Annotated in this window: 7 protein-coding genes; 2 read left to right on the top strand and 5 right to left on the bottom strand. The window is 41.6% G+C overall.

Translation table 11 applies throughout. From position 1 onward, the window contains the following. The first annotated feature begins 11 nt into the window (after positions 1-11). Together WKF66_RS06845 and WKF66_RS06850 are read left to right on the top strand one after the other, a co-directional pair. The gene (locus WKF66_RS06845; RefSeq protein ID WP_489673679.1) at positions 12-911 is read left to right on the top strand and encodes a helix-turn-helix domain-containing protein; all 900 of its coding nucleotides are present in this window, start codon (positions 12-14) and stop codon (positions 909-911) included. Between the two features lie 132 nt (positions 912-1,043). Beyond that, entirely contained in the window at positions 1,044-1,616 is a 573-nt protein-coding gene (locus WKF66_RS06850) for an NUDIX domain-containing protein (protein WP_489673680.1), read from the top strand. A gap of 6 nt (positions 1,617-1,622) precedes the next feature. On the opposite strand, the gene WKF66_RS06855 is transcribed toward WKF66_RS06850, so the two are convergent. The 5 genes from WKF66_RS06855 to WKF66_RS06875 all read right to left on the bottom strand — a co-directional run bounded on the left by WKF66_RS06855 (position 1,623) and on the right by WKF66_RS06875 (position 14,602). Next, positions 1,623-2,729, bottom strand: a complete 1,107-nt coding sequence (locus WKF66_RS06855) for a PAS domain-containing sensor histidine kinase (protein WP_489673681.1) — start codon at positions 2,727-2,729, stop codon at positions 1,623-1,625. Between the two features lie 109 nt (positions 2,730-2,838). Further along, complete coding sequence (locus WKF66_RS06860) at positions 2,839-5,472, bottom strand: outer membrane beta-barrel protein (protein WP_489673682.1); 2,634 nt, start codon at positions 5,470-5,472, stop codon at positions 2,839-2,841. Positions 5,473-5,575: 103 nt separating this feature from the next. After that, positions 5,576-8,830: a TonB-dependent receptor gene (locus WKF66_RS06865; RefSeq protein ID WP_489673683.1), complete on the bottom strand. Its 3,255-nt coding sequence runs from the start codon at positions 8,828-8,830 to the stop codon at positions 5,576-5,578. Between the two features lie 38 nt (positions 8,831-8,868). Beyond that, entirely contained in the window at positions 8,869-11,376 is a 2,508-nt protein-coding gene (locus WKF66_RS06870; protein ID WP_489673684.1) for a phosphocholine-specific phospholipase C, read from the bottom strand. 13 nt (positions 11,377-11,389) lie between these two features. Beyond that, the gene (locus WKF66_RS06875; RefSeq protein WP_489673685.1) at positions 11,390-14,602 is read right to left on the bottom strand and encodes a TonB-dependent receptor; all 3,213 of its coding nucleotides are present in this window, start codon (positions 14,600-14,602) and stop codon (positions 11,390-11,392) included. Between the last annotated feature and the right edge of the window lie 22 nt (positions 14,603-14,624).

Below are 14,624 nucleotides of genomic sequence, written 5' to 3' on the forward strand. Positions count from 1 at the left end.
AAATTTACAATATGGAAGTAACAGAGACACTGAAGGATTTCTATGAGAATAAGTTCAATCTCAAATACGATCATGTCAACAATGACCTGGGGCATTTCAACGTATTTAAGATGGAAGAGTGTTACCTGCCCGGTCGGCCGCCAATTCAGTACAGCCGCCGGGACTTCTATAAAATCGCGTTAATGCGCGGGAAACACCTTTATCATTATGGCGACAAAACCCTTGAAGTAGCTGGCAGCACCCTGCTTTTCTTCAACCCTCAAATACCATATACCTTTGAACGACTAACGGAAGATGAAGGTGGATACTTCTGCATATTAAAAGACGCTTTCTTTGCCGAGCATATACGTGGCAGTCTTAAGGACTTACCCATGTATGCGGTGAATGGGAAACCGGCGTACGTATTAACTCCGCAGCAGGACACAGCATTTGAGCAAATCTTTGAAAAGATGCTGGATGAATTGGATTCAACTTACGTTTTCAAGTATGACCTGATTAGGAATTACATCCTGGAAATGATTCATGGTGCGTTAAAACTTCAACCGTCGGAAACACTTTATACACACGCGGATGCCAATGCACGCATCACGGCCGTTTTTACCGAGCTTTTAGAGCGTCAGTTCCCAATAGAAACACGGTCGCAGCAGTTCTCACTCCGCTCAGCAAAAGATTTCGCCGATAAGCTGAATGTGCACACCAACCATTTGAACAGGGCAGTAAAAACTTCTACGGGTAAGACCACTACATCGCATATTGCGGAACGACTAACGACAGAAGCCATCGCATTATTGAAACATACCAACTGGAATATTTCGGAAATCAGTTATAGCCTTGGCTTTGAGGCGCCATCACACTTCAATAACTTTTTTAAAAAGCAAACCACTTTAACGCCCGGTGCTTACCGCGTTTAGCTGCTATAAAGAAGAAAACAGGGAAGCGATATCTTTTTTTTGCGCAAAACTACAGTCTGTAGAAGTTGTTAGTCTCAGAGACCGTGAGCGTCGCTCCTGCTGTCGCACACTTTACTGGCAACTTACGCTACTATGAAAAAGATAAAGATTTTAAAGGAGGAAGTGATTTCTGATGAGAAATTTCAACTGAAATCGATCACTTACGAAAAACCTACGCTTAAGGGCGACATGCATGAACAGAAAAACGAAGTTTACTTTCGACCTGACGCTGTTAGTGTGCTATTGGCGGATCCGGAGAAAGAAGTTTTCTTGTTGACAAAACAGTTTAGAATGCCAACATACTTAAACGGCAACGAAACCGGCTATCTTGTTGAAACCTGCGCAGGGCTGATTGATGAAGGTGAGCAGCCAGAAGAAGCTGCGCTACGGGAAGTGATGGAGGAAACGGGCTTTGAAGTTACAAACCTTCAAAAAGTTGCAGCTATTTATACTTCTGCTGGAGCCATTACCGAACTTTTGCACCTTTTTATAGCAAATTACGCAAGCTCAGGCAAACATGAAGAAGGCGGTGGTCTGGAAGAAGAGGGTGAAGAAATAGAACTGGTTGAACTGAGCTTTGAACAAGCAAGAGAGCAGTTGAAGGCTGGGACTATCAACGATGCGAAGACGCTCTTGTTGCTGCTTCACTATTTCAACACTGCATAAACAAGCTTATGCAGGAAGGGTAAATTTGAAAGTACTACCTTTCCCTAATTCACTCTCTACCCAGATGTTGCCGTCATGCCGTACAATTTCAGCACAGAGGTACAATCCAATACCAAATCCCGCTATACTCTCGGTTTCGGCACGCTCTACGCGGTAATGTGGTTGAAAGAGCTGAGTAATGTCCTCCGAATCAATACCCATCCCATGATCTTTAATTGCTACTTCAACAAAATTGTTATTGTCGGCACAAACAATCTCTATGGGCAGGTCCTGACTGGAATATTTTGCTGCGTTACTTAAGAGGTTAACGAGCACTTGTTCAATTTTATCGCGATCTGCACTTACCATTATTGGCTCACAAGGCATTCTTGTTATCTTATGTGAAGAGGTTAAGAACATGGTTTCTTCAATCACTTCATCCACAAGTTCTGAGATTAAGAAAGACTTTTTAGTGAGATGGATCTTTCCAGCTTCGGCGCCAGACAAACTAAGCAGGCCATTAATCATGCTGAGCATCTTTTTAACCTGCCTTTCCACCTTGGACAGTGCGCCAATGGTGAAACTATCCTTCTGCTTTTTTGCCCAGTTGCTCAGCAGTTGTACATAAGCCTTTAATGCTGTCAGCGGCGTTTTGAGTTCATGGCTAACAATACCAATGAATTTGCTCCTGCGCATTTCATTCTGCTTTTGTGTGGTAATGTCGACGACGATTCCGGAAAAGAAACCGTCTCCAACGCCTGAGGAGCCAAATCCGCCAGTGATACTTAACCACCGCTGCTTATGATCTGAAGAGAAGATTACCGGGCACTCCACATACAAATTCGTCTTGTTCTGGGTGGCATTAAGTACCGCTTTTATAACCATCTTTTGATGTTTCTTTGCCACGCGCTGGATCGCGTGCTCAAACCCGAGTTCTTCATCAGGGGCATGCCCAAACAGTGTTCTTGTGCGTATGGAAGACAAAAACTCCCCGGAGTTCGCATCCATGATCCAGATACCTACATTGGCAGAATCCAACGCAACCAGCGCCAGATCAGCCTCTATAAAAGAAGAAGAGAGGCTTCTATGCGTTGTATTTTCAGGATGTTTGATTCCGTTGGAAACATTAGTCATGGTAGGCAGGTTGGGAAGACTTGACTCCAAAAATACAGTTTTTCATTGACACTTACCTTGTGCCAAGTAAACCTAATTTACAACCATAAGGAGTAAAGACTAAAACTGCTTATCCGAATTTGTTTACCTTGAAAATGAACGATAACATGAAGTATCTGCCTAGTCTGTTTACCTGTCTATCGACAATAACGTTATCAAAAACATCTCTGGATATCCCTGAGTTTTCATCAAAAAGATCAAAGCCATCAAGGCGCAAAGTTCCACGGTCTCTCTTCATTAGCTTATATTCCATAAACATACGTAAGATCGTTGGATTGCGCACCTGAGCGTTATTGAACCCGGTATTGATCTGTTTCGTGAGGTCATATCCAATTGTCAGGTCTTTGAAAAAGTAATTCCTTCCTTCAATTCCGTACTCGTATCGCCTGGTGAGACGGTCCTCAAAGCTCTCTTGGGAATATTCCGTTTTGTCTTGAGAGTAAGCCGTTTCTATCTCCAGATTAACAATGTTTTCCAGGTCAACTTTGAACTCAAGCTCTTGCCTCCAAACGGTATTTTTACCGAAGTTCTTGTTATTGTCAATGAATGCAACATTATTATTTAATCGTCCATAGCCAGAATAACCAATGGAAAACTTACGCTCCATAAAAGGCTTACCAACATAATAATCTCCCTGAAGGCTGTAAAAACCATCTGTGTTGGTATAACTGGTCGTTTGATTTAATGTTCCTGGAATCAACACTTTCGTAGTCACAATCTTGTCCTGGGTCTGGTTGTATGTTACGTTTGCGAATAACACATGCCCAAGATTCCAGTCTGACTGTTTATAGTGCGCATTAATACTATGCACGAACTCTGGCTTAAGATTAGGATTACCAGTGATGGTATTTTGAAGGTTTGAATTATCTGTAATTGGTTGCAATTGATAGAAACCTGGCTGATTGTTCTTACCCCAGTAATTAACGTCAAAAGACTTCTGGTTTGTGAACTTGTAGGATAGTCTGGCAGAAGGGATGATGTTAAACGTCCGTTGTGAAGTTTGAATATTCTTACTTAAGTTTTGCCCTGTAAGCACCGCGGGCTGAGCGTTTAACCCCAGGGTATAGTTGAATTTGTCGTCTATGAAACGATAATTCATACCCACTTTATTAGTGACAAACTGATAGTCATAATTGTTACTTAAGTCTGTATTAAATTGTTCCAGACCGCTATAAACGTCATATACGTTTCTGTTGTTCGTAGTGGCGGTTCTTCCATAATTATAATTGAACTCCACAAATGTCTTTTTCCACAATGGCTCCATGTAAGAAAATCCAGCGTAGGTACCAAAGCTTTTGTTCGACTGATCATTAAGCTGGTTTTGAGTTCTGGTGGAGTCTACCCCGTTCTCCGTGATCCTGTAATCGTTAAAAACATCATTACTATTGTCTCCATTGTTATAGTTTACATTCCCCCAAAGGCTAAAGTTTCTTCCTTTTTTGCTAAACTTATGGTTATAAAAGAGATTCGTTTTAAGGTTCAAGGAACTGTTGGCGCTGGTATTATTGCTAGTTCTATTGGTAAACAAGCTCTGTTGTGAAATGTTAGAGATACCACCAAAACGTCCAGTGTTCTGATTATAACTAAACTCCGGAGATATTTTAAGGTAGTTCAACGTGTCGGCCTTGTATTCCAAATTACCTCCGAAACCATGGTTGTCGCGAATATTCGTATTGTCATTCTTCGCATTTTCAAGCCTGGTGAACTGACTTCCTGTGCTCTCCAGGAAATTCTGGGTGAGTGACGTACTTACGGTATTGTTATTTACGTGCTCAAAGTTGTACCAGCCATCTGCTGATAGCTTCTCATTCCATTCGTTGCGGTAATTCAGTCCGGCAGCATCACGAGTGGTTAAGCCGTCTCCACCTCCGCCACGGTTATTAGCGTTATTTACTGTACCGTCAAAACTAATCTGCCGCTCATTGTTCATGCTATTGGCCCTAAGACTTGTATTGTATCTTTCGGCATTGCCAAGGCCGCCGGAAGCTCTAGCAAAGTATCCTTTTTTCTTATCTTCTTGAATAGTAAGGTTCAGTATCTTTTGAGGTTCGCCGGTTTTAAGGCCCGTTAGATTTGCCTGATCTCCATAATCATCTATAAATTGTAGGTTTTTGATAATGTCAGCAGGCAAATTTTTGATTGCCGTAGCTACATCTGTACCAAAGAAGTCTTTTCCGTTTACCCTGATCTTGCTTACCGGAGTTCCCTGACTGGTTACATTCCCATCTTTATCCACTTTAATTCCAGGCAGCTTTTTTAGTATTTCATCAACAGCGTCGCCTTCTCTTACAGGAAAAGACGTGGCATTAAAGCTCACGGTATCCTCAGTAACTTTGACTGGCGGCATACCAGAGATCACAACTGCATCAAGTGTGTTTGATTCTACTTTCAACTTCAGTGCAGAGACGTCAAAAACACTTCCTTCTGCAAAGCTAAACTGCTTTATAAGGGTTTGGAAACCAATAAATGCAGCCGAAAGGGTAAATTGTCTTGACTTGACATTGCCTAAACTGAATGATCCGTCATTATTTGCAGAGATTCCCGTGCTATCAGTTCCCCATTTAACCCGGACCACGGCACCTGGAAGCGGGAGGCCTGCGGTGTCCACTACCAACCCCTTAACCGTGTAATTTTGCGCTTTGCTACTCAGAATACTGCCGGTAAGCAGAAGCATGATCAAAGCTGTTCTCGTAAAAAATTTCATATTAGTTTGTGTGTGCAGTAAAACTACAATATCAATGCCCAAAGGATTTAGTGTACTTAACTTGTTACAAGTCAATTACGTTATAGTAGCTAGCCGCGACTTATTAAAATGAATATCTTAATCCAAACTGCATTTGATAGGTGGAATTGGTGCTCAAGTCGTATTTGAAAGTTTGGGTCACCAGATTACCTCCGGAAGTAGCCATTTGAAAAGTTGGAACGGTATTTCCGTTGGGACTGATTTGGTCAAGATTACTTGGGATGAGAATAGAGCTCGCGGTTACCTGTTGTCTTAAACCCCAGTTTCTGTTTATTAAGTTACCTGCATTAATTACATCAATACTTAATTCTAATCCATGCTTTTTGCCTGGACCGAAATCAAGCAACTCCTGCATAAACCGAATATCGAACTGATGTCTCCAGGGCATCAAAGCTGCATTACGTTCCGCATACTTTCCTTTTCGCTTCCGTAAATAGGAATCCTGAGCGATGTAAGCTAGAAAGGCATCTTTCTGCTGTTGGGCGCTATAGGCAATTGTTTTTCCGGAAAGCGTTGTTGTCAATGGCGAGAAAGTAATTTCTGATGCATCATTAGGTACGTAGATAAGCGACCGATTGGTACCGTCGCCTATAAAATCTCTCCCGTAGGTATAGGAGAAGCGACCTTCATTAGCACCCTGATAAACCATACCTATAGTAAGTTTGAGGTGTTTGGTGTACTGTTTTGTAAAAATTAAAGTGGAGACAATTCGATTTGGTGGAACATACGCTGCATTGCCGAGTTCAGGATGATTGATTCCATTAATCGTTGGAGTGGCATTTAAGGCTGATAAGGTCTGGTCACCATCTCCATCGTTATTGTTTTTGGCGAGATTCCTACTATAGGCAAAGGAGAAATAGAAGTCTTTCCCCGCTTGCTTTTCAATCCTTAAAGTGCGGGCAAAGTAAAATCCTTTCGAAGAATTGCCTACTACGACTACATTCAGCGCCGAACTCCCCTGTGAGTCAAGTTGTCCTGATTTATTTAATGGATTTATGAACTTCGATTGGTTTTGGGAGAGATATACCAGTCTATGATCAGCATAGCCCGGAATGTTCAACGCAACTGGTTCAACAAGATTAATGTCTTTAAACAAAATACCCCTGATATCTCTGCTATAAAGGGCTTCTATAGATCCTTTTAACCCTCCTGGCAAATCCATATCAACCCCAATCGTTGACTTCCAGCTTTGTGGCATCTTAAAATCGCGAGCCAACACACTGGTTACAGAAGGCAATGCCGTAGTCTGCTCAGAAAGGTTTGGATTCTGTGGATTTTGCTGGAAACTATATGGTGTGTTTTGACTGCCTTGCCAAGTTTGAGTTAGCTGAGAAACGCCAGAATAACGGGCCTGGGAGATAACCCATACAAAGGGTATTCTGCCGGTAAATATACCTGACCCGAATCTAAGCCTTATTGAATTATCAGCATTTAAGTTGTATGTAATTCCAGCCCTTGGTGCAAATAGTAGAGCTGGATTGGGTAGCTGAGCAGTATTTATGTGTTGACCGCCAGCAAAGGTTAGTGACGCAAGCAGCTTATTTTCAGGCAGAGGTTTGGGAAAGAAAGGTAAATCAATTCTTAGTCCCGCAGTTAGGCTAAGCTTATTATTTAATTTAAAGTTATTTTGTACAAAGACAGCGTTAGATAGGTAGTTAAAGCTATACTCAGGGACTTTGGCCTGTCCGTTTTGTGAAGAAGTCAACGCATAATCAACAGGCTTTTCACCGGAAGTGAAATCTTCCCAGGATCGGAAAGTGTAATATCCTGTTCCAAATGGCATATAACTATTTTTTGTACTGCTGTAATCTAACTGAAAACCCGCGGTCCAGATGCTGGTGCCATGTATCCATTGTACTCGGTCATTTAAAGATAGTAAAGAAACATCCCGCGAATTCCCGTAACTAAAGGGCTCATAACCAAATGAAGTAAAAGGTATGCCGTCTTTTAAGATGTCTACGAAGGGGAATAAAGCGCTTTCAGATTTTCGGGGTTCATATTGTCTGGTGTAGGAAGCACGTAAGGTATGCGTTAGTGCAGGAGACAGTCGGCTGTTCCATTCTCCCGCGAGCGAATAAAAGTCAGACAGCGTGGTAAAATTGGAGTTGCTAAATGGAAGAGCGTTTACTGTTCTGCGTCCGGCGCTCGCAGCATAAGGCACCAGCGGACTTCTTGAACCATTTAGCAGTTCTGGCCTTTGGGCATGCAATTGATTATATCGGAGGCTAACTTTATGGTTAGCACCAGCATTCCAATCCAATCGCAGCAATGCCTTGGTGCTTCGATTATTAAAATTATAATTTTGATACGGGCCGGTCTCGTATTCATAGGTATTCCATAGGTAGTTACTGATTTCATCTAGTTCAGTAGCAGTTGGTCTGGAGATATAATTATTGCTACCGTAAGCCTGCCCTGGAGTGGCCGCTTTAAACGGCTGAGGTTGTAATTGCTCGGTTTCTGTTTCCAGACTTGCGAAATAAAACAGTTTATTTTCTATTATGGGTCCGCCTAATCTGAAACCGGTAAGGTAGTACTTAACGAGTCGTTTCTCAATTTGTTGATCTGCTGCCTTATAACCATAGCTGTCCTGATTTCGAAAATAGCCATACAGTGATCCCTCAACCTGGTTACTGCCTGAGCGACTGATAATATTGATCGCGCTTCCTATAAAGCCAGATTCCCAAATAGAATGATATGGCGCCGCCTCAACTGAAATCTCTGCTATGGCATCAAGCGCAATCGGCTGGGCACCATTACCCGGGAGATTATCACCCACCCCAAAGTTATTATTGAATTCGGAGCCGTCGATTGTAATGAAATTTTGTCGATAATTGCCCCCGGCAATGGCTGCTCCAAAAGCCAGTGGATTAAGCTTAACATAGTCCGATAAGCTTCTACGACTGCTTGGTAACGCTTCCAATTCTAATTTGCCAGCATGGAAAACGGGGCCAGTTGAACTTTCTTTTATCGATTTGGGTAAGGTAGCAGTGATTTTAATTTCAGGCAATTGATAGGTCTGATTTTGCATCACTATATTTAGCTTAGCAGGTTGACCAAGCTTAAAAAAAATACCAGTTTCCTGGTATTTTTCAAAGTTCTTGGTATAAGCTTCTATCCGGTAAGGACCGCCCGGTTTTAAGTCTGGTAAAAAATAAGTTCCAGATGAGTTAGTACTACAACCATAGATAGTTCCTGATGGAAGATGGATTAAGCTAATAGAGACTCCTGCCAAATCTTGTTGAAATTGTGCGCTAACATGCCCTCCCAAGGTAGTTTTTGTCGTCTGACTAAACGACAAAAATGGATTTGCTATAAACAATGAAAACAATAAAAGAAAGCAGTAGCTACGCATCTTCCTTAGACCATTTGTCCCATCAATGGATCTGTTTTAGTAACTAAACCAGTTTCTACACGGCCTGCAAACCGCTGGCTAAAACCATTATGTTCTGCTGCAGTAATTTCAAGATCGTACCAGTTGAAGCTCTTTGAAAGGTCAAATACAATACTTGACTTCCCGTTTGCCTTAACTGTTAACAGTTTCTTTCCTTTCTTATAGCTCTTATCTTGAATCGATATGTGGGCTACCTTATTGGTATTGTTAGTTACACTAAGCGTTAGATTACCACTTAGATTTGATGGTCTTATTGCATCGTTTTGATAATTACATTCTGCACTTAATCCAGGATCATTGTGAGAAGATTGAAATTCCCGATAAAAGCCATTAGGGCCATAAACTCTTAGGTGACAGTTTTTCCCTTCAAAATCATTTAGAGACCACTCGTCAGTAAGTAGGTCTCCAGCTTTCACTGTGTAATTCCAACTTCTTAATACTTCGTTTTTAAAAGGGTTCATAGCGTATACCATGAAAGGTGCTCCGGATGACTGACTTCCAAAGACAGCATCGCCAGCTTTAAAACTGATACGGAATTTGTCTTCAATTACTGCTCCGTTCACATACAGTTCATAAGGAAGCGCACATGCGGAGCGGATGCCTTTCTCTTGCTGCGGAAAATAAGGAGAGCTTAGTGAATCCTGATTAATTTGAATAACCTCATCAGCGCTTAGCTTCCTATAATTATCAGGCTCTTCTTTAAATTTAGCAGAATAGATCTTTTTAACAAACTCCTGCTTCTCCATAAACTCCGGAGTTTTGATTTCCTCCCCTTTGTATGGTCGGAATGCAGAACTCAGGTCGCCAGATACCGTTCTCCTCCAGTCCGTTATATTTTCCTCTAGGATCTTCTTACCGGTTTTCTTTTCGATGAAAGTTTCCAAAAATTGAAGCGATGATGTATGGTCGAATACCTCAGAACACACATATCCGCCTCGAGTCCAAGGCGACACAATAACCATGGGTACCCGATATCCCAATCCGATCTGCGCCTCACGATAGTTACTCTCTTTCATGGATGGATTAGTTTGCTGCGCTTTAGTGGCGAAATCCATCTTTGTATTTAAACCTTCCGACACCTTTCCTGTATGTTCTCCAAATGGATTTGGTGGCACAAATGGAGGCACATGATCAAAATAACCGTCATTTTCATCATAGGTCATTACAAAAATGGTCTTCTTCCAGACTTCTGGATTTTTAGTAAGAATCTCCATTACCTCATTTACAAACCATGATCCAAACCAAGGGGAACCTGGGTGGTCAGAGAAGTTTGCAGGGGTCATCAGCCAGGATACTAATGGCAAGGTTCCCTCATCAACATCTTTTCTAAACTGATGTAAAATATCTCCTTTTGGAAGGTTCATTTCGCGAGAAACACCTTTGTCATCATAAGTAAATGGCGCAACGTTATGAAAGTTAGGGTCGCCCACATTTGTACTGAAAGCTTTCGCATTCAAAGCTTTTGTAGTGGCAGACAAGTCCTGATGGGCAGCTGTAGTATATACTTTTTCTTCCGCAAGCGTTTTCTGCAATAGCTTTTTAACTGCTTCGACCTTTGTTAACTGCTCAGCAGTCAGGTTTTGGCTTTCCGACAAAGCAATCTGGTCCATTAGTAATTTTTTCTTTTCCTGGAGGTTAGCGATCGCACCGGGGTGAAGTCTAACCTGATATTGCTCAAAGTATTCGATTACGTTAGTACCGAAATTACCTAGCCAGGAACCAGCTTCGCCGTTAAGTCCAAAGCCCATTGTGAGCTCATTTTGGTAGATTTTCCAGGATAATCCCTGTTCCTCTAATCTTTCAGGGAAAGTTTTCCAATTTAGTGTTGGTTTATCGTAGTTGTTGATATTCCAAACGTGAGCCTTAGCTTCAGGAATATTCTTCTCCCGGTTAGTACCTGTCATCCAATAATATCGGTTTGGGTGGGTACCTGCTATTACCGAGCAAAAGTTTTGGTCACAAACCGTGAATGCATCCGCCAGGGAGTGGTAGAATGGAAAATCCTCTCGCTTACAATAGCCTATGGTTAAAGGGATATGTGCATAAGTAGTCTTGTATGGTTTTTTAACGTCCAACCACTTATCATATTTTCCTTCGTTTCTTGCATCGGTTTGATCAGTCCAGTTGTGTGGTGTTGACCCCATCCATGCAATCTTCGTTTCTTTGATATCTAAATGAAACGGGGCGTAAGTTTCACCCGCAGCATTGGTTTGCAGGAAGACTTTATTTTTGTTTGGAAGATCAATTGCCCTTGGATCATTAAATCCCCGAACCCCTTGCATTGTGCCAAATACATGATCAAACGAACGATTTTCTTGCATTAGGAAAACAACGTGTTCTGCGTCATAAAATGTACTGCCCAGCGAAGGATCGATAGCCAAGGCCTTTTGAATAACCGGCGGTAATGTTTGAATAAAAGCAGCACCTCCGGTTAGGAAGGCAGCTTTTTTAATAAAGTCTCTACGTGAATCCATGAATAATAGTTAATTAAAAAGAATATCTGGCACCAACCTGGATCTGATAAGGGGTACCTCCCGCTTGTGTCACTCCCACGTTTTCATTCACCCGATATTCATATTGTTGTTTTGCCTGATCAAATCTTGTCACTAATAATAGTGATTGATTGCCCAGATTATAGTTTACTCCTTTTGTTTTATCTAATAAGTTTGCGAAGTTGAACACATCCACACTCACAGTTAGTTTCTGACTTTCATAAGTTTTAAAGTCTTTCATTATTCTTAGATCAAACGTTCCTGAAAAAGGATTTTCTCCACCATTACGGTTGGCGATTTTACCTAAACTTTCACGGATATAATCTTTCGCCCTGTTGTCTTGATTGTTTAATATCTTTTCCATAGAAGCTTTAACAGTCGCGCTTGTTAACGCATTATTCGGATCAAACACAAATGCAAGATCATTGTCATCGCCCGGACCACCCACGAAATCGCCATTTAGATCGGCATCAACAGTAAGGGAGTAACGCGTACCTCCAATTCCTCTGAATGCTCCACTAAGCGAAAAGCCTTTCCAGGATGGTGTAGTACCGTAAACCACTACTTTATGGCGGTACTGATTGTCAGAATAGGAAACTTCGGATAAGTCTCTCGGATCAGATTTAACGGGTCTAAAGGTAGATGTATTGGCTACATTCCCATTATAAGACGAATTGTCTCTTGCATCATTCAACGTGTAACTCACATTGATATAGCCGTCTTTGAGATAGCGGAAACTAGCGTCCAATATCATGGCTTTTTGTTCTAAGTTCGCACCATTTGTGAGCATTAAAACGCGCCCAACCTCATTGGTTTTTCTTCCCAAAACGTTATTAGTAGTGCCGGAAGCTGTAATGGTAGTGGCCGGCACAAATACTCCACGGTTTTCTTCGTTAGCCAATCGGAAATACGGGTTGTCTACTAAATTTCGATCAAGGTAGACGTAATTGTTTCTGGTGTAACTGTACAATAAATTTATGCCTAATCTTAAGCGATCGCCAATAATTTTGTTATAGCTTAAGTTAGTCTTAAAAATGGATGGCATTTTTAGATTAGGGTCATTTAAATTAATGGTGGATACATAAGGCACCCCTGCAATGATTCCTGGAGCAGTTGAAGGGTCTCTTCTATATGAAGGAAAGTCAGGAACCGGAACAAGACTTGTTCCATTAGCCGGACGAGATACATCGATTGAAGCGACTTTTGTTCCGCTATTTTGGATATTATTTACTTGTGCATAGTTCACAGGATTCGCGGAAAACATACCTCCGCCAAAACGAATGATATCTGTTTTTTCTCCATTAATATCCCATGTCAATTGAACACGGGGCTGTATTTTACCTGCATCTGTAATTTTACTATCAGTTCTAAGTCCTAATGTTCGCTCTACAACCGGATTGTAATCTGCTTGGGTTAGGAAACTTGTAACATCATATCGTACCCCAAACATGGCGTTTAAGTTTGGAATGACGTCAAATTCAACCTGACCAAATAATGATGCATTTAAGATGTATTGCTGAACCGTTGGCTTACCATTAATCGGCGCTTCCCTGGCATATCTGGAAGCATTCAAATTGTTGAAGTCTGCCAAACTGTTAAAGATAAATCGACCGTTCTGCTCGCTTGAAATATAGGTATCCATATAGGTCAGCGTATTGTCGGTTCCAAAGGTGAACTTGTACTTATCTGCATTATAATAAGAGGTATTCACCAATTGGAACTGGTTCTCCAAATTGTTTTCTGGAAAAAAACGTTGTCCGCCAAGCTGAACAGTTTTGCTACCTAGAGTTCCGTTAGGTAAGGTTGAACGTACAGTTACAATTGCCCTTGGTATATTTGCTGCAGGAAGTTCACTGTTCGGTACGTAGTTTCTTGTTGCAGACTGATACTGCACTTTAAACTCATTTAAAAAGGTAGGTGCGAGTTGAGACCTGAGTGACAGCAAGGTGCTATTTTCTCTGGACTTAAAATCGCCATATACTTCAAAAAGATTAATATTCGAATTGTCACTGTTACTTACCGGATTGTTCCAGTCGCTGTAATTGTTTCTCAAAGTTAACCGGTGCTTGTCGTTAATTTGCCAGTCTAAACGTGCAAAGAAAGTATTGGCCAGTGTTTTACGTTTGAACTCTCCTACCTGAGGACCGCTACCCAATCCATATTTGGCTCTTCCGATATTTACCACACTATCCAGTGCACCTTTACTGATACCTAAGCTGATCGCATCATCGTTGTCACGGATATCAGCGATAAAGAAAGGCATACTTTCATCCTGGCGATCCAAGGCTGTAAAGAAATGAAGCTTGTCCTTGATTATTGCACCACCTAAGCTAAAACCATATTGATTGGTCGTAAACTTTTGTTCCCTTTTAACGCCACGAATATCATATGGACTTGCTAAATAGTCCGAACGGTAATAATCAAAAATAGACCCTGTTAATGTATTGGTACCCGATTTGGTAACCGCACTTACAGTACCTCCACCTTCTCTTCCCTTATAAACATCATACACGTTGGTTGCCACTTCAAATTCGCGAATGGCTTCAAGCGATAACGAATATGGACCGCTTCCTATCGCTCCTGAGGTTAAGTTATTTCTAGCACTAGCACCGTCAATCAGATAATTAGTCGAAGAGGCGCGTTGCCCACTAATGTTGGTTCCATTTGTAGTTGGTGCTAAAGCTGATAAATTATTGAAGTTTCTATTTTGGGTAGGAAGCTGCTGGATGTTCTGTGCAGTGATCGCTGTGCTGGATCCGAGCCTGTCGATACGTTTTGCCAGGCCATTACCATTCACCTGAACTTCAGTAAGCTGGTTAGCAGCCTCCGTTAGTTTGAAGTCGGCGACAATGTGATCCCCTTGATTCAATGCAAAATCTGTTTTCACTTGCTTTGGATAACCGATATAGGTTACCGTTAATGTGTATGGTCTACCCAGAGGTAGCTGGATTAAAGAGTATGAGCCATCTTTACCTGTTGCGGTAACTGTCCGAAAACCGGTTGATTCGTTGCGAAGAACAATAGAAGCACCTGGAATTCCTGAACCTTTTTCATCTGTAACTTTTCCGTTCACCGAGGCATCCGTGGATTGTCCGAGCGCGTTCGCTCCAATTAGCATGAACGCGATGAATGTATAGAGTACGCGATTTTGGGTCAGGAAAGTTACTTTTCTGACCGCTCTTTGTAATATGTGGTAATAATAATGCATATTTAATTGTTTTGATTAGTTT

The organism is Pedobacter sp. (assembly GCF_037719805.1).
GTDB lineage: Bacteria > Bacteroidota > Bacteroidia > Sphingobacteriales > Sphingobacteriaceae > Pedobacter.

Coding starts and splice junctions, on each gene's coding strand:
- WKF66_RS06875 (WP_489673685.1), bottom strand. CDS start 14,602: ATGCATTATTATTACCACATATTACAAAGAGCGGTCAGAAAAGTAACT.
- WKF66_RS06850 (WP_489673680.1), top strand. CDS start 1,044: ATGAAAAAGATAAAGATTTTAAAGGAGGAAGTGATTTCTGATGAGAAA.
- WKF66_RS06855 (WP_489673681.1), bottom strand. CDS start 2,729: ATGACTAATGTTTCCAACGGAATCAAACATCCTGAAAATACAACGCAT.
- WKF66_RS06845 (WP_489673679.1), top strand. CDS start 12: ATGGAAGTAACAGAGACACTGAAGGATTTCTATGAGAATAAGTTCAAT.
- WKF66_RS06860 (WP_489673682.1), bottom strand. CDS start 5,472: ATGAAATTTTTTACGAGAACAGCTTTGATCATGCTTCTGCTTACCGGC.
- WKF66_RS06870 (WP_489673684.1), bottom strand. CDS start 11,376: ATGGATTCACGTAGAGACTTTATTAAAAAAGCTGCCTTCCTAACCGGA.